This is a genomic window from Halorientalis brevis, from assembly GCF_023077655.1.
In genome coordinates this window covers 313,209-327,268 of record NZ_JALLGV010000001.1, presented here as the reverse complement: position 1 = coordinate 327,268, position 14,060 = coordinate 313,209, and the positions used below count along the sequence as shown (strand labels likewise).

Sequence of the window (14,060 nt, the reverse complement as noted above, 5' to 3'; positions counted from 1 at the left end):
CGAACGACGATGGCGTTTCAGTATCACGTCTGGTCAGGCAAAGACGGCCAATCGCGTCAGCACGGGCTGGAACTGAATGCGGGAGCGAACCAGGTACCAGGGCGTGACGAGTGCGGTACCGATGGCGTTCGCGTAGGCATCACCGAGGCTGAAGTACCGATTCGGAATCTGAGACTGGCCGACCTCGATGCCGATTCCGTAGAGGACGGCGACGCCGACGACGAACAGCAACCTGAATCGGACGGACCGATCCACGTCGACCGTCGCGTACACGAGCGCGCCCGTCAGTGCGGCGTACGCCAGGAAGTGACGCCACTTGTCCAACGGTAAGAGATCGGGTTTCCCCGGGACGACGGGATTCGGTGGTGGTGTCGTCAGTATCGACGTGTAGAAGATGAACGCTGCCACAGCGCACGCGCCGACCCAGCGCAGCCATCGCGGGAGGAGCGGAACCCGAACCATACGTGTGTCAGGCGGCCGACCGATACAAAAAACTCGCGGCTCACGTGAGCGAGTCGGCGAGTTCGTCCTCGAACTCCTCCAGCGGCACGTCGATGCGGCTTCTGAGGTCTTCGATCCGACTCGTGACCTGTTCGTACGTCTCGTGTTCATCGGTTTCGGCCGGTGACAGTTCGATCTCCATCGCTGCCTGGCTTGCCGCCAGTGCGAGGTATTCCTGCTTCTGGACGGCTTCGTCGGAGCGGGCTGCCATCGTCTCGACCGTCTCGAGCAACGTCGACTCCGCGACCGGACGCACCAACTCTTCGCTGAACCGAGAGCCGAGGCCAGTCGTGCTCTCGCTGTCGTCGCTCAACCCGACGATCGGGCGATCGATCCCCATCGCTCTGAGGTCGTCGAGCAGGACTCGGGGTCGCCGTCGATCAGATCCCTGCCGAGGAGAACGAGGGCAACGTCCGGACGCACGGCTTCCACGAGCTCGTCCCTGTCCTCGACTGTCGTGACAGTCCAGTCGTCGTCGAGCCACGCCGCGTAGTCGGTGTCACGCGCCGACGAAGAGGCGATGAGGACGGCACCTGTAGACTCTGACATATTATCGTATATTCTGTACTATCTGATAAACAACCGTTACTGTTCACTCGGTTTATTTCAGTCTCGTAGCGACAGATGACATCCCCGCTGTGTGCTGGTTCGATGAGGACGACCAGGAGACACGGAGCAGTGGGCCGGGACACTCAAGTGCCAATGCAACGAGTGATTACTGATGACGGTTCTCGTCGACATTAACTGTCCGTCGTGCGATAGTACCGGGGCAGTGCGCAAGCTCGGGATCGGATCGTACCGCTGTGAGGACTGTGGCTGTGAGTTCTCGCAGGCGGATATCTTGCCTTCGTGAGTATAAACGATAATCGTGTGATAAAGATTCCCGAAGTTATTATGGGGTTGCTCCGAAGTGTCGACCTAATGGTAACGACTGAGGAACTGCTGCGGGCGGAGGCTGATTACACGGACGAGCTAACGGGGAGGGGAACGCTGTCGAAACTGTTCGTGGAGAGTGCTCAGCGTCACGCCAACCAGCCGGCTCAGCAGTACAAAGGAGGGGTGTACGATCGATCGCTGACGGACGACGTCGTGCCGGCGCCGCCGGCCGACGAGTTCGCGTTGTTGACCTACGACCAGATGCACGACATCGTGAAGAAGCTGGCAGCGGGGTTCCGCGAACTCGGCGTCGACCGCGGTGATCGCGTCGGGATGTTCGCCAACACGCGGATGGAGTGGGCACAGGCCGACCTCGGCCTGCTCGCGGCAGGGGGCGTCGTCTCGACGGTCTACACGGAGTCGTCGCCACGGCAGGTCCGATACCTGCTCGGCGATCCCGGGGCGAAGGGCGTCGTCGTCGAAAACGAGGAACTGCTGGCACGAGTCCTCGGCGTCGAGGACGACCTCGACCTGGAGTTCATCGTCATCATGGACGACGTGGACATCTACGACGAACGCGACGACATTCTCACCCTGGAGGAAGTCTACGACCTCGGCGAGGAGAACTTCGACCAGTCCGAGTACGAGTCGTGGATCGAGGCCCAGGAACCGGACGACCTCGCGAGTCTCATTTACACGTCCGGGACGACGGGCAAGCCGAAAGGCGTGAAACTCACTCACGCCAACTTCACGGCGAACTTCACGCAGATTCGCAAGCGGTTCGGTCCGCGCCCGGACAAGGACCCCGACACACCGGTGCTCGATTCGCACATCAAGACGCTATCCTTCCTGCCGCTGGCCCACGTGCTGGAGCGGACCGCCGGCCACTTCACGATGTTTTTCTCGGGGGCGACAGTCGCCTACGCCGAGAGCACCGACACCATCCAGGAGGACCTGCAGGCCGTCGAGCCGACGATGGCTACCAGCGTGCCCCGCGTGTACGAGCGCATCTTCGACGCCATGCGCGAACAGGCTGCGACCTCGGACATCAAAGAGCGCATCTTCGAGTGGGCGCTCGAAGTCGGCCGGAAGTACGGCCGCACCGAGAACCCGAGCAACTCGCTGAAGATGAAGTACTACGCCGCGGACAAACTCGTGTTCAGCGAGGTGAAATCGAAGCTCGGCGGCAACGTCGAGTTCTTCATCAGCGGCGGCGGGAGTCTCAACAAGGAACTCGCCGAGTTGTTCCGCGGGATGGGCCTGGAAATCTTCGAGGGGTACGGACTCACGGAGACGGCGCCGGTCGTCTCGGTCAACCCGGCGGAAGACCCCCGACCGGGGACGCTCGGCCCGCCGATGCACGACATCGACGTCAAACTCGACGACAGGGTCATCGGTCAAGACCGCCGTGACAAGGCAGACGGCGAGATCGGTGAGCTCCTCGTGCGAGGGCCGAACGTCACCGAGGGATACTGGGAACGTCCAGAGGCAACCGAGGACGCCTTCACCGAGCACGAAGACGGGCGCTGGTTCCGCACAGGGGACATCATCGAACAGACCGACGACGGCTACTTCATCTACCACGACCGGCTGAAACAGCTCATCGTCCTCACGACGGGGAAGAACGTGGCGCCCGGTCCCATCGAAGACGCCTTCGCCACCAGCGAGCGCGTCGATCAGGTGATGGTGCTGGGCGACAACGAGAAGTTCATCGGCGCCCTTATCGTGCCGAACTTCGAGGCCGTCGAGCGCTGGGCCGAGGAGGAAGGCATCGCGATTCCCTCCGATCCGATCGACATCTGCGAGGACAACCGCGTCAAGGAGTGGGTCCAAGAGACGGTCGAGAACGTCAACGACCGCTTCGAGAAACACGAACGCATCAAGCAGTTCGAGCTCGTGCCCATGGAGTGGACGGCCGAAAACGACATGCTGACTTCCTCGATGAAGCTCAAGCGCCGGAACATCCTGGAGAAGTTCTCCGGGAAGGTCGACGACATCTACAGCGAATAATCGCGCCGCGCACTCCCGGCCTACAGTTCTGCCACCGCCGCTTCGACGTCTTCGCGTGGAAGCGGTCCGATCCACTCCTCGGCGACGTAGGCGAACTGCACCTCCCGGTCGGGAGTCACGACGAACACTGACCGCCAGGGGGTCGCGGTGTTCGCCATGTGCGATCGGTCGGTCCGGAGGTCCAGGGCGTCCATGATCCCGCCGTTCACGTCTGCGAAGATCTCGAACGGCGGCTCGTCGAGGCGGCGCAGGAATGCGTTCTGCGCGTAGGGGCCGTCGCGACCGAAACCGAGGACCGGGACGTCCGCGAACTCGCCCCAGCCGTACTTCTCGAACCGTTTCCACCAGTTGCGAGCGATCGCGCTGAACGCGAACCCAGTGGCGACCAGGACGCCGCCGCGAGCACCGAGCGCGTCCGACAACTGCGTCGACTGGAACGTCTCACCGTCACACAGCAGCGCCTCGAAATCGGGAACCGTCTCCCCCTCGGTCGGTGGCATACGCCGAAATCTCGGGGAAGCCACAAAAAACTCTCCCCGAGACCGGGCGTGTGAGCCCCCGGTACCTTTACCGGTCGCGTTCGTACCGGGAGCCATGACGCTGACGCTCTATCGCCTCGAGGGCTGTCCGTTCTGTGAACTCGTGGTGGATCGGCTGGAGGAACTCGACGTCGAGTACGAGAGCATCTGGGTCGAGGGCCTCCACTCCCAGCGCGACGCCGTTCGACGCGTCTCGGGCCAGCGGGCCGTCCCCGTCATCGTCGACGAGGACCGCGGCGTCACGATGGCGGAGTCCGAACGGATCCTGGAGTATCTCGACAGTTCCTACGCCTGAACTCAGGCGCCGTCGATCTCCTCGTCGTTGATCCCGTGTGGGTCGAGTCCCGGGTCGTCGACGGCGGGCGCACCGACTGCCAGCACGACGCCCGTGTCGTCACCGACGTAGCGGTGGCCGTGGCCGATCTTCGGCTCGGCGACCCAGAACGCTCCCGGACCGACTTCGACGTACTCCTCCTCGCCGGACCGTCCCAGTTTGAGCGAGAACTCGCCCTCGATAGCGTAGTACAGTTCCTCCTGTTCGGAATGTGCGTGATACTGGATCTCCTCGCCGGGCTCGAAGTACCAGAGCGTGACGTGCATGTTACTGACGCCGAGTTGCCGACCGACGGGCCTGATGTCGAGGTCGGGCGGCACGCCCTCCACCTCTGAGAGGTCGGTGATCGGGACGTCTTCGGTGTCGATTACTTCGTAATCCATGACACCACGACCCACGCTACCGATGGGCAAAAACGTGTGGGACCTGGCAGTTACGCGACGAGTCGGTCGCGAATGCGCGGGAGGACGTCCGTGACGTCGGCACGGAAGTCGAAGTCCGCGTAGCCCGACGCCGGGGTGGATTCGAGGTTGGCCAGCACGAGCGTCGCCCCGCGCTCGTTGGCGACCAGCGGCAGCGACGCCGCGGGTTCGACGGTCAGCGAGGAGCCGACGGCGAGGAACAGGTCCGCGTCCTGTGCTGCCGACTGCGACTGCATGAGCGCGTGGTCCGGGAGTTGCTCACCGAACAACACGGTGTCGGGTTTGAGCGTTCCGCCACACTCCTTGCAGGTCGGCGGGAGTTCGCCGTCTCGTGCCCGTTCGATGACCGGGTCGGCGTCGAACCGACGCCCGCAGTCCCGGCAGGCGACGCGGGCCGCCGACCCGTGGATTTCGACGACGTTCTCCGAGCCGGCTTCCTGGTGGAGGCCGTCGATGTTCTGCGTGATGAGCGTATCGAGCTGGCCGGCCGCCTCCAGGTCGGCGAGCGCATCGTGGGCGCCGTTGGGGCCGATGCTCTCGTCTTCGAAGATGGCCGCCTGGAGGTCGACGCGGTCCTCCCAGAACCCCGCTGGGTCCGCCCGGAACCGATCGATGTGAAAGTCCATCGGGTCGTGGCGCTCCCAGAGCCCGTCGTCGCCGCGGAAGTCGGGAATGCCCGACGCCGTACTCACACCGGCTCCCGACATCGCTACCGTCGTCTCCGCGTCGCAAATGGCCGCTGCGACAGCTTCGATCTCATCGTCCTCGACGCTCATGTCCACGACTCAGCGGTTCGATCGACTAAAACGCTCTGTCGCCGCACGAACGGGACAGGGCTCGATTCCCCCGGACTCGTGTCTTCCGCATTTCTTTCCGAACGACCGGCTACAGCGTCCTGGATTCGACTGTCGGGTCGACGTCCGCCTCGGCGAGGTCCTGTCGAATCCGTTCGCGGAGCGGGTCGGGCACGGTGTCTCTGCCGACCGGGACCGCGACGTCACCGTCCGGCGAGACCTTCCAGTACACCACGCAGTCGCTCGGTTCGTAGTACTCGATGCTGTAGCGGTCCGTACCACCTTGGTAGTGGACGCGCGCGGCCTCGTCTTCGGCGTGCCATCCTTCCTGCCGGGCGAGAGACTCGACGGATTCCCCCATACCTGACGATGTGGGACCGTACTCCTACCGGTTTCGATGTTCGACCCCGGGAGGCTATCGACGATCGTGATCCGAGCGGCCACTGACCGGTCCCGGCACGGTGAAAAGCGATCGCTCCGGACGGGACTGGTCCGGAACGTTGCGTCCGACGAAACTGGGGAAATTCGGGCGAGGGATTGGGTGCGAACTGCAACGAGACGTACCACTGCAGTCTGCATCAGTATTTTTCACGATATTATCGGGTGTTTATATCCGTCCCCCGGGTTCGATCAGAAAAGCGGTTCCATATCACCGTCGCCGCTCGAGGAGACGTCTGCGAAGTCGTCGCTGCCGTCTCGCATCGACCGCTGCGTCTCGACGGCGGTCTGTTTCAGTCGTTCGATGCGTGGGGCGTTCGAGACGCCCGAGAGGACGACCACTGCGGCGATGTACTCGGAGTCCGGCACCGGGTAGTCTCCGCCTCGAACCTCCACGGTGGCGGTCGCCTCCTCCAGCCACTTGCGGCTCCGTTCGGCCCCTTTCCGGTCGAGATACGCTGGCGGTCCAGCGACGACGACCAGGGCGCGTTCGGTGCTCGCGATCTCACACGGGAGCGTCAGCCGTCCCTGCGTGGCCAGGCGAACCGTGCTCGTGATCTGGTTCTGCGTGTCGCTCGGTTCGGGTTTGGACCCGGAGAGCCGGGAGAGGAGGCCGCCCTGCGGTCTATCGATGTGGGACGTTGCGTATCCGATCGTCGTCACGCCGCCCGTCCCGAGCGTGTTGCGTATCTCGCTGGCGTCGACGACGCTCTCGGCCACGGTGCCGGTCGCGCCTTCGCCCGCGCTGAACAGGATCCCGACCCGTCGGGCGATGTCCGTGTTGAAGCGCTCGTACTCTGATTCGACGCTCGCGCCCTGTTTGCGCCAGCCGTCGTTGTCCACGAGGAGCAGGTTGTCCGCCTCGCGGACGAACGTCCGTATCGACCGCGCGGCGTTGAGCGCGTAGATTCGGCCTTCGTCCTGTCCGGGCAGGGCCCCAAGGCCGTACACCGGTTCCGTGTAACGTCGACCGAGTTCCCGCGCGATCGCTGGCGCGCCCCCGCTGCCGGTGCCACCGCCCAGGCCGGCAGCGACGAGAAACCCGTCGAGTTCGTGTACCGGGATCTCGTCGACGGCGGCCATCACCTCCTCGATGTCTGCCTGTACGAGTTCCGCGCCGAGTTCGTTATCAGCACCTGCTCCCTGTCCCTTCACCCGCGTTTGACCGATGAGAACCCGATGGTCTTTCGGAACACGTTCCAGCCCGAGGAGATCGGCTTCAGCGGAATTGATCGCGACGGCGTCGGCGATGAACTCCGCTCGCGAGTTCGCTTCGTACGCCACGAGGGCATCGACCAGCTTCCCACCGGCTTGCCCGACGCCGATCAATCCGAGTTTCACGCGTGAGTCCCCGTACGTCTACGTGAGGCTTGACACACATGAAGGTCGCGGCAGACGAAGACGGAGAAGGCGCGTGGGTCTACGTGTGCCGGACGATGTGAACGTCGTAGCGCGGATCCTTCGAGATCGGACTGCCGACGCTCGTGACCGGCGTCGAGACGCGGCCGGCGTTCTCGCTCCCGATGAAGATGATGGAGGCATCGACCTCGTCGGCGACGTTCCGGATCGTCCGCGTGATGTCGTCGATGACGGTCGCAGTCATCGAGTCGCTCGAATCCGGCGTCTCGCATCGGAAGGTCGCCTCGGGCGCGATCTCGCGGACGCCCCGCTCGAACTCCGCACAGAGTTCGTCGACGTCGAGGGACTCGTTTTTGGCGAGCAGTCCCCTGTTCTGGAGGTACTCCTCGTCGTCCGGGACGACGCTGAGTGCGACGACCTCTTCGTCGCGGTACTCGGCGAACTCGGTCGCGCGCTCCAGCGCCGCCTTCGAGAGTGTGGACCCGTCGAACGGAACCAGCAAGACCATACTCTCGCATTCACTCGCCGGTTTCTTAATCGCGGGGGACCCGGCAATGGGCCGGTCGATTCCAGTCGGTCGCTGAGCCGTCCCGAGGTTCTTTGTTCCGGCCGGGCCATCCCGCCAGTATGGAAACCCTGGGTGAGGGCGACGGGCCCATCGACATCCACGACTACCGCCACGGTCTGAAACTGCTCAAGGAGACCCGAGAGACCAGCCTCTGGACCAACAAGAAAGGGTACGCCTGTCCGGCCTGCGGCAAGCCCTTCGAGCAACTGTTCACCTCCGAAAAACAGCACAACACGTTCAGCCCCTCATCGGTGACGCCCTTCTGCATTCGCCGCGAAGCCGACCGCGTGCTGATGTTCCGCCACTGACCCACGAGCGCTCGGCCCGAGACGCCCGCGGCTTACGACACGCCGAGTTGCTTGGCGATGGTGTTGAGCTGGATCTCGTCGGTCCCCTCGACGATCCGCAGGATGCGCGCCACGTGGAGGTGGTCCATGAACGGATTGTCCTCTGAGAGTCCGTTGCCCCCGTGGACCTGGACCACGTCGTCGGCGACCTCCCAGAAGGCGTTCGTCGCGAACCACTTGAGGATCGACGACTCCTCGATGGCCTGGTCGCCCCGGTCCATCTGCCAGGCCAGCTTGAGTCCCGCGGCGTCGGCTGCGTAGGTTTTCGCGCGCCCCTTTGCGAGTTTGTGCGAGATTCCCTGGAACTTCCCGATCGGCCGACCGAAAGCCTCGCGGTCGGTGGCGTACTCCACCCCTGTCTCGATGAGGTTCTCGGCGTACCCGATGGCCTCCGCGCCGAGTTCGAGCCGCCCGAGCGACAGGAAGTCCATCGCGTTGTAGAATGCGGCGTCGACCTGTCCCAGGACGCGGTCTTCGGGGACGCGCACGTCGTCGAACACGAGTTCCGCCTGGAGACCCTGCATCCCGACGGCGTTGTTCATCGATCCGAGTTCGTACTCGTCGTCCTCGACGATGAAACACGTGATCCCGCCGTAGCGACCCGCGTCTTCCTGTGGGGTCGTGCGCGCGAACACCTGTACGAAGTCGGCGTACGGCGCGTTCGTGATCCACTGCTTCTGACCGTTGATGATCCACTCGTCCCCGTCTCTCTCCGCCGACGTCTGCATGCTCGGCGAGTCCGATCCGACGCCGGGTTCGGTCTGGGCGAACGCAGTCGACTTCTCCCCCCGGATGGCCGGCTTCAGGTACTCCTCGACCTGTTCGCCCTCGGCCTGCAGGAGCAGCGGTTTCGGACCTTCGGGACCCGCGAGGACGAACTCGGTGAGCCCCATCCCGTGGGAGGCGACGTGCTTTTTCGCCCGATACCAGGTGACGTTCGAGACGCCTTCGCCGCCGACGTCTTCGGGCAGGTTCATCGCGTAGAAGCCGGCGTCGGCGCTCTTCCGGCGGATCGTCTCCATCGCGTCGACCACCTCCCCGACCAGTCGCCCGTCGTCCTCGTGTCGCAGCCGCGGATTCGACCACGTCTCGCCCAGCTCGGACTCGAGCGGCTCGACTTCCTGTTCGATGAACTCGTCTAAACTGTCGAGGATGAGCCGCGTCTCCTCGTCGGTCTCGAAACTGACCCCGCCGGGACGGGTCGAGTCCTGTGTTGCCATACCGCACTAAACTGTCCACTGGTGCATTAATCCCATCGCTCCCCTGAACCTTCGTGCGTGTCTCGGACGAAAGCGGGAACAGGCGGCTAACGCCGCCCGTAACGGCTCACACCCCGAGCCGGCGACTTAGTGAGTGACGGTGCTCACTCCGCCGGTTCGGTCGGCGGTTCCGTCGGTTCCTGTTCATCTGGCTCTTCGGCGTCCGCTTCCTCGGGTTGGGTCGGCGTGTCTTCCTCCTCGACCGGCGTGTCTTCGTCCTCAGCCTCTGTTTCCGTCGGGGTGTCTTCGTCCTCAGCCTCCGTTTCTGTCGGGGTGTCTTCGTCTTCAACCTCCGTTTCTGTCGGGGTGTCTTCGTCTTCAACCTCAGTTTCCGTCGGGGTGTCTTCGTCTTCAACCTCAGTTTCCGTCGGGGTGTCTTCGTCTTCAACCTCAGTTTCCGTCGGGGTGTCTTCGTCCTCGGCTTCGGTTTCCGTCTCAGTCTCTTCGTCGTCTTCGTCATCGTCGTCTGCCGCTGCCTCGTCGATCTGGACCACCAGCGACTCGCTCCCGTTGACGTCGACCTGCTCGCCGTCTTCCGTCTCGGCGGTCAGCGTGTACTCGCCGGGATCGAGTGCTGACGTAACCGTGTCGTCGGCCGGAACGTCGATCGTCTGCTCCTCTCCGTCCTCGTCTGTCGCGGTTACCACGACCGTTTCGTCGTTCGGGTTCTCGAGAGTGAGCTGGTCGTCGTCCGTGCTGGCCGTCAGACTCTCTACCTCCGCGTCGACTTCTTCGATGGAGAAACTGTACTCGTCTTCGTCGTTCACCTGGACGGTCTCGCCGTCGTCCGTCTCGGCGGAGGCCGTGTAGTTGCCGGCCGGGAGCCCCGCCGAGACTGTCTCGTTCCCGTCGACTTCGAGCGTATCGGTCGCGCCCGCTTCGTCACTGACGGTCACGACGACTGACTCGTCGTTCGGGTTCTCGATCGTGACCTCGCTGTCGTCAGTGCTGAGGTTCAGGCTTTCCAGCGTGGGGCCGGGAGCGCCCACCTCGAAGGAGAAGGCCGACTCGTCGTTCACTGGGACACGGACGTCGTCTCGGGTCTCCGCTGTCAGCGTGTAGTTACCGGGATCGAGCTCTCGCGTGTCGTTCTCTCCGGCCAGCACGAGGAACTGCTCCGTGTCGTTCGCCTCGTCCGTGAGCAGGAACGTCAACCGAACGTCGGTGGGGTTCTCGACGTTGAGCGTCTGTCCGTCGACGCTGGCGGTTGCCGAGGGGAGCGCCTCGACCGGTAGCGTGGCTTCCGATTGCCCGTTCACCGGCACTGCGAAGCGCCGCTCCTCGGTGGCTGCCGTGACGACGTACTCGCCCGGCGAGAGCGTGGTCGTCCGCGAGTCGTTCGCGCCGACCGTGATGGATCGCTGCTCGCCCGTCTCGTTCTCGAACTCGACCGCGACGGACAAGGAGTTGGGGTTCTCGACGGTGACCACGCCGTCGGTGGCGGAGACGGTCACGCTCTCGACGGTCGGCTCGACGGTCAGCTGGAACTCGGCTTGCCCGTTGACGGGAACCGGCTCGCCGTCCGCCGTCTGGGCAGTCACCGTGTAATTGCCGTGCGGGAACGACTCCGTGAGCGCGTCGTTCGCGCCGACGGTGACATTCTGCTCGTCGAACCGGTCGCCCTCGACAGTGACGACGACCGCCACGTCGTTCGCGTTCTCGAACGACACGCTCTGGTTCTCGACCGAGACGTTCAGGCTCTCCAGGTCTATGGGCGGTTCCTCGTCCTGGTCGTCGGTGACGTTCTCGTCGTCAGTGATGTTTTCGTCACCGTCCTCGCCATCAGTAACGTTCTCGACGTCCCCGGTCTCAACAGTAACCTCGACGTTCTGCTCGACGTTCGTGACGGCCTGCTGGATGATGACGTCCGGTTCGTCCGTCCCGGTCTGTGCGGCGTCGTCTGCCGCGTCGGCCGCTGCATTCAGCACGATCGTCTGGATCTGCGTGATTTCGATGGTCTGGATCTGCGTGACGGCGCCTCGCGACGCCCCAGTGGCCGCCGCCTGGATCTGCCGCGCCGATGCCTGCTGGGACTGAGAGATCGCTCCCTGTGACGCACCGACGGAGATCTGCTGTATCTGGACGATCGACACCGACTGACTCTGTTCGAGTGACCCCTCGCAGGCGCCGCGGGCGGCCGCTTGGACCTGCTCGACCGTCACGGCCTGTCTCTGGAAGAGCGCGCCGTGGGCTGCGCCCACCGACGCCTCCTGGATCTTCTTGGGGTCGGCGTCTCCACCGTTCGCGACGCCGCCGCTCGCGGCACCGAACGCGGCAGCTTGCACCTGTTCGATGCTGACGGTCTGGTTCTGACTCAGTGCGCCGTACGCACCGCCCTGTGCTGCTTCCTGGAGCTGGCTGACGCTCAGGTCCTGTGCCTGCGTGGATTCGCTGGCGACGCCTGCAGCCCCGCCGATCGCTGCGGCCTGAATCTGGGTCACGTTGGCCTGCTGGTGCTGGGCAACCGCGCCGTGAGCCGCCCCGTACCCGGCACTCTGTAACTGGACGACGCTGGCGTTCTGTGACTGCACGAGCGCCCCAGCTGCGCCGCCGTACGCGCCCGCCTGCACCTGTTCGACGGCTGCCGACTGACTCTGCACGAGTGCACCGTGCGAGGCACCTTTCGCGGCGGCCTGTATCTGGCGGACCGACGCGTCCTGGCGCTGGGTCTGCCGCGCTGCGCTGACGGCGCCGTCGACGGCTGCCTGCACCTGTCGCTGCGTGACGTTGACACCTTGCTCCTGAGCGAGCAGCGCGCCGTCGCGGGCGCCCCTGATTGCCGCTTCTCGCAACTGCGGCGGCAAGTCGTCGTCCTGGGAGACCTCGGCGCGTGCCAGGGCGGCTACCTCGCCTGTAGCACCGCTGTCTCCGGACCCGGGTGCTGCAACTGTCGCATCGGCGTGACTCTGCGAGGCGAAAACCGGTGTTACAAACGCGCTACAGACGACGATGCCGGCGAGGACGAGCGACGGAACCGCTCTCATCGCTTCCCCGCTCGCGGCTCTCGCTCGGCGGTCGCGTGACTGATCGCTGTGACGTGTGTATGCATACTGATTCCCCACCAGCCGCGGCGTCGTGGCCGCCGCTGGCACTAGAACGTCTCCGAAACAGTGAATAAAGCCGAGCGAACGTTCGTGTCCGCTGAAGGTATCTGTTCCCGAGCCCCGGTCTGTCGAGCCGCTGGCAAGCGCTGGGTAGGGAAGGGTTACTCGCCGCCGTCCACGAGCGCGCTGCACCGGAGCTCGACGGTCCGACGCCGAATCCGCGGGTCAGTCTCGGTACGGTGGCACAAACCCGTCTCGCAGCCGTTAGTTCTGAAACGTGACTGGTCGAGACGCGGAATCGATAGCGGCGTCGACCCCAACCACGACGGCTGACACTTATTGCGCTCCCGGCTGAGGGGCCAGTATGCGACTCGATGGGATACGCGTCCTCGATCTCTCTCGATTGCTCCCCGGCCCGTACGCGACGCAGTTGCTGGCCGACGCGGGCGCCGAAGTCATCAAGATCGAGGACACGGACGCCGGCGACTACGCGCGGCTGATGCCTCCGTACACTGACGACGGCGTCGGGGCGATCTTCGACGCGATCAACCGGGGGAAACAGAGCGTCGCACTCGACCTGAAGAGCGACGAGGGCCGCGAGGCGTTCCTGCGACTCGCCGAGACTGCCGACGTCGTATTCGAGCAGTTCCGGCCGGGCGTCGTCGACCGCCTGGGTGTAGACTACGACTCCGTCCGGGAGCGAAACGAGGACGTCGTCTACTGTTCGCTGTCGGGGTTCGGCCAGACCGGCCCGTACGCCGACCGGGTCGGTCACGACCTGAACTACGTGGGGATGGCAGGCCTGCTCGACCTGACGCGGGAGGACGAGGACAGTCAGCCACAGATCCCCGGCTACCCCATCGGCGACATGGCGGGGGGGCTCTTCGCGGCCTTTAGCATCGTCGGTGCGCTCCTCTCGCGGGAACTTGGAAACACCGGCGGGGAGTACGTCGACGTGGCGATGACGGACGTGGTCGCGTCGTTCTCCCACGCCGTCGCCGACGGTGCGCTCACCGGCGACGACCCCCGACCCAGCGAGACGCCGCTGACCGGCGGGCTGCCGTGGTACGACGTCTACGAGACTGCCGACGGCGAGTACGTGACGCTCGCCGCACTGGAACCGAAGTTCTGGACGCAGTTCTGTACGGCCGTCGACCGCGAGGACCTCGTCGACGTCCACATGACACAGGACCCCGCCGAACGCGAGGCGCTCCGTGAGGAACTCGCCGCGATCTTCGCGACGCGGACGCGCGAGGAGTGGGAAGACCGTCTCGGTGACGTGGAAGCGATGGTGGCTCCCGTCCAGCGCCTCTCCGCGACGCTGGACAGCGAGTACGCCGACGCCCGCGACCTGGTCGACCGGGACGGCGGCCGTCCGCGGGTCGGATTCCCCGCGCTGTCGTCTGAGACGCCCGACGCGTCTGGCGGCCCGCTTCCCGAGCACGGCGAACACACCGACGAGGTGCTCGAAGCCGTCGGGTACGACGCCGCCGAGCTCGTGGCCCTCCGAACAGCCGACGTGATCGCGTGACCAGCGGTCCAGCGCTGGTGGCTGGACCCCCGAGTCGA

At 64.8% G+C, this 14,060-nt stretch carries 15 protein-coding genes; 4 read left to right on the top strand and 11 right to left on the bottom strand.

Features of this window, described 5'->3' with window-relative positions; all coding sequences use genetic code 11:
- Positions 1–33: 33 nt before the first annotated feature.
- The 3 genes from MU553_RS01690 to MU553_RS01680 are packed head-to-tail and all read right to left on the bottom strand — an operon-like array spanning position 34 to position 1,050.
- Positions 34–462, bottom strand: a complete 429-nt coding sequence (locus MU553_RS01690; protein WP_247373993.1) for a VanZ family protein — start codon at positions 460–462, stop codon at positions 34–36.
- 40 nt (positions 463–502) lie between these two features.
- Positions 503–841 (bottom strand): HalX domain-containing protein, encoded by a 339-nt coding sequence (locus MU553_RS01685; RefSeq protein WP_247373990.1) that lies wholly within the window; start codon positions 839–841, stop codon positions 503–505.
- Entirely contained in the window at positions 811–1,050 is a 240-nt protein-coding gene (locus MU553_RS01680) for a hypothetical protein (RefSeq protein WP_247373988.1), read from the bottom strand. Before MU553_RS01680 ends, MU553_RS01685 begins: the two co-directional genes overlap by 31 nt.
- 372 nt (positions 1,051–1,422) lie before the next feature.
- Here MU553_RS01680 and MU553_RS01675 point away from each other — a divergent pair, with 372 nt between their 5' ends.
- Positions 1,423–3,387: an AMP-dependent synthetase/ligase gene (locus MU553_RS01675; protein WP_247373986.1), complete on the top strand. Its 1,965-nt coding sequence runs from the start codon at positions 1,423–1,425 to the stop codon at positions 3,385–3,387.
- Positions 3,388–3,407: 20 nt separating this feature from the next.
- On the opposite strand, the gene MU553_RS01670 is transcribed toward MU553_RS01675, so the two are convergent.
- Positions 3,408–3,887, bottom strand: a complete 480-nt coding sequence (locus MU553_RS01670; RefSeq protein WP_247373983.1) for a redoxin domain-containing protein — start codon at positions 3,885–3,887, stop codon at positions 3,408–3,410.
- Positions 3,888–3,981: 94 nt separating this feature from the next.
- Here MU553_RS01670 and MU553_RS01665 point away from each other — a divergent pair, with 94 nt between their 5' ends.
- The gene (locus tag MU553_RS01665; RefSeq protein ID WP_247373981.1) at positions 3,982–4,221 is read left to right on the top strand and encodes a glutaredoxin family protein; all 240 of its coding nucleotides are present in this window, start codon (positions 3,982–3,984) and stop codon (positions 4,219–4,221) included.
- Positions 4,222–4,223: 2 nt separating this feature from the next.
- On the opposite strand, the gene MU553_RS01660 is transcribed toward MU553_RS01665, so the two are convergent.
- From MU553_RS01660 to MU553_RS01640, 5 genes are all read right to left on the bottom strand, one after another.
- Positions 4,224–4,643, bottom strand: a complete 420-nt coding sequence (locus MU553_RS01660) for a cupin domain-containing protein (protein ID WP_247373979.1) — start codon at positions 4,641–4,643, stop codon at positions 4,224–4,226.
- Positions 4,644–4,693: 50 nt separating this feature from the next.
- Positions 4,694–5,458 (bottom strand): NAD-dependent deacylase, encoded by a 765-nt coding sequence (locus MU553_RS01655; protein WP_247373967.1) that lies wholly within the window; start codon positions 5,456–5,458, stop codon positions 4,694–4,696.
- 109 nt (positions 5,459–5,567) lie between these two features.
- A complete protein-coding gene (locus MU553_RS01650) occupies positions 5,568–5,837 on the bottom strand; it encodes a DUF7538 family protein (protein ID WP_247373965.1) in 270 nt (89 codons plus the stop codon).
- 269 nt (positions 5,838–6,106) lie between these two features.
- A complete protein-coding gene (locus MU553_RS01645; RefSeq protein ID WP_247373963.1) occupies positions 6,107–7,255 on the bottom strand; it encodes a tubulin/FtsZ family protein in 1,149 nt (382 codons plus the stop codon).
- Positions 7,256–7,334: 79 nt separating this feature from the next.
- Positions 7,335–7,781 carry a universal stress protein gene (locus MU553_RS01640; protein WP_247373961.1) on the bottom strand — a complete coding sequence of 149 codons (447 nt, stop codon included), beginning with the start codon at positions 7,779–7,781 and terminating at the stop codon, positions 7,335–7,337.
- A 119-nt stretch (positions 7,782–7,900) separates the two neighbouring features.
- On the opposite strand from MU553_RS01640, the gene MU553_RS01635 reads away from it, so the two are divergent.
- A complete protein-coding gene (locus MU553_RS01635) occupies positions 7,901–8,149 on the top strand; it encodes a DUF7385 family protein (RefSeq protein ID WP_247373958.1) in 249 nt (82 codons plus the stop codon).
- A gap of 32 nt (positions 8,150–8,181) precedes the next feature.
- Here MU553_RS01635 and MU553_RS01630 read toward each other — a convergent pair whose 3' ends face one another.
- Entirely contained in the window at positions 8,182–9,408 is a 1,227-nt protein-coding gene (locus MU553_RS01630; protein WP_247373956.1) for an acyl-CoA dehydrogenase family protein, read from the bottom strand.
- A 143-nt stretch (positions 9,409–9,551) separates the two neighbouring features.
- Entirely contained in the window at positions 9,552–12,431 is a 2,880-nt protein-coding gene (locus tag MU553_RS01625) for a midas domain-containing protein (RefSeq protein ID WP_247373954.1), read from the bottom strand.
- A gap of 424 nt (positions 12,432–12,855) precedes the next feature.
- Here MU553_RS01625 and MU553_RS01620 point away from each other — a divergent pair, with 424 nt between their 5' ends.
- The gene (locus MU553_RS01620; protein ID WP_247373951.1) at positions 12,856–14,022 is read left to right on the top strand and encodes a CaiB/BaiF CoA transferase family protein; all 1,167 of its coding nucleotides are present in this window, start codon (positions 12,856–12,858) and stop codon (positions 14,020–14,022) included.
- Positions 14,023–14,060: the final 38 nt, after the last annotated feature.

Bases quoted from the DNA above. Each gene is read 5' to 3' on its own strand.
- MU553_RS01675 (WP_247373986.1), top strand. From the start codon at position 1,423: ATGGTAACGACTGAGGAACTGCTGCGGGCGGAGGCTGATTACACGGAC.
- MU553_RS01660 (WP_247373979.1), bottom strand. From the start codon at position 4,643: ATGGATTACGAAGTAATCGACACCGAAGACGTCCCGATCACCGACCTC.
- MU553_RS01680 (WP_247373988.1), bottom strand. From the start codon at position 1,050: ATGTCAGAGTCTACAGGTGCCGTCCTCATCGCCTCTTCGTCGGCGCGT.
- MU553_RS01655 (WP_247373967.1), bottom strand. From the start codon at position 5,458: ATGAGCGTCGAGGACGATGAGATCGAAGCTGTCGCAGCGGCCATTTGC.
- MU553_RS01690 (WP_247373993.1), bottom strand. From the start codon at position 462: ATGGTTCGGGTTCCGCTCCTCCCGCGATGGCTGCGCTGGGTCGGCGCG.
- MU553_RS01620 (WP_247373951.1), top strand. From the start codon at position 12,856: ATGCGACTCGATGGGATACGCGTCCTCGATCTCTCTCGATTGCTCCCC.
- MU553_RS01635 (WP_247373958.1), top strand. From the start codon at position 7,901: ATGGAAACCCTGGGTGAGGGCGACGGGCCCATCGACATCCACGACTAC.
- MU553_RS01630 (WP_247373956.1), bottom strand. From the start codon at position 9,408: ATGGCAACACAGGACTCGACCCGTCCCGGCGGGGTCAGTTTCGAGACC.
- MU553_RS01650 (WP_247373965.1), bottom strand. From the start codon at position 5,837: ATGGGGGAATCCGTCGAGTCTCTCGCCCGGCAGGAAGGATGGCACGCC.
- MU553_RS01665 (WP_247373981.1), top strand. From the start codon at position 3,982: ATGACGCTGACGCTCTATCGCCTCGAGGGCTGTCCGTTCTGTGAACTC.
- MU553_RS01640 (WP_247373961.1), bottom strand. From the start codon at position 7,781: ATGGTCTTGCTGGTTCCGTTCGACGGGTCCACACTCTCGAAGGCGGCG.
- MU553_RS01625 (WP_247373954.1), bottom strand. From the start codon at position 12,431: ATGAGAGCGGTTCCGTCGCTCGTCCTCGCCGGCATCGTCGTCTGTAGC.
- MU553_RS01670 (WP_247373983.1), bottom strand. From the start codon at position 3,887: ATGCCACCGACCGAGGGGGAGACGGTTCCCGATTTCGAGGCGCTGCTG.
- MU553_RS01685 (WP_247373990.1), bottom strand. From the start codon at position 841: ATGGGGATCGATCGCCCGATCGTCGGGTTGAGCGACGACAGCGAGAGC.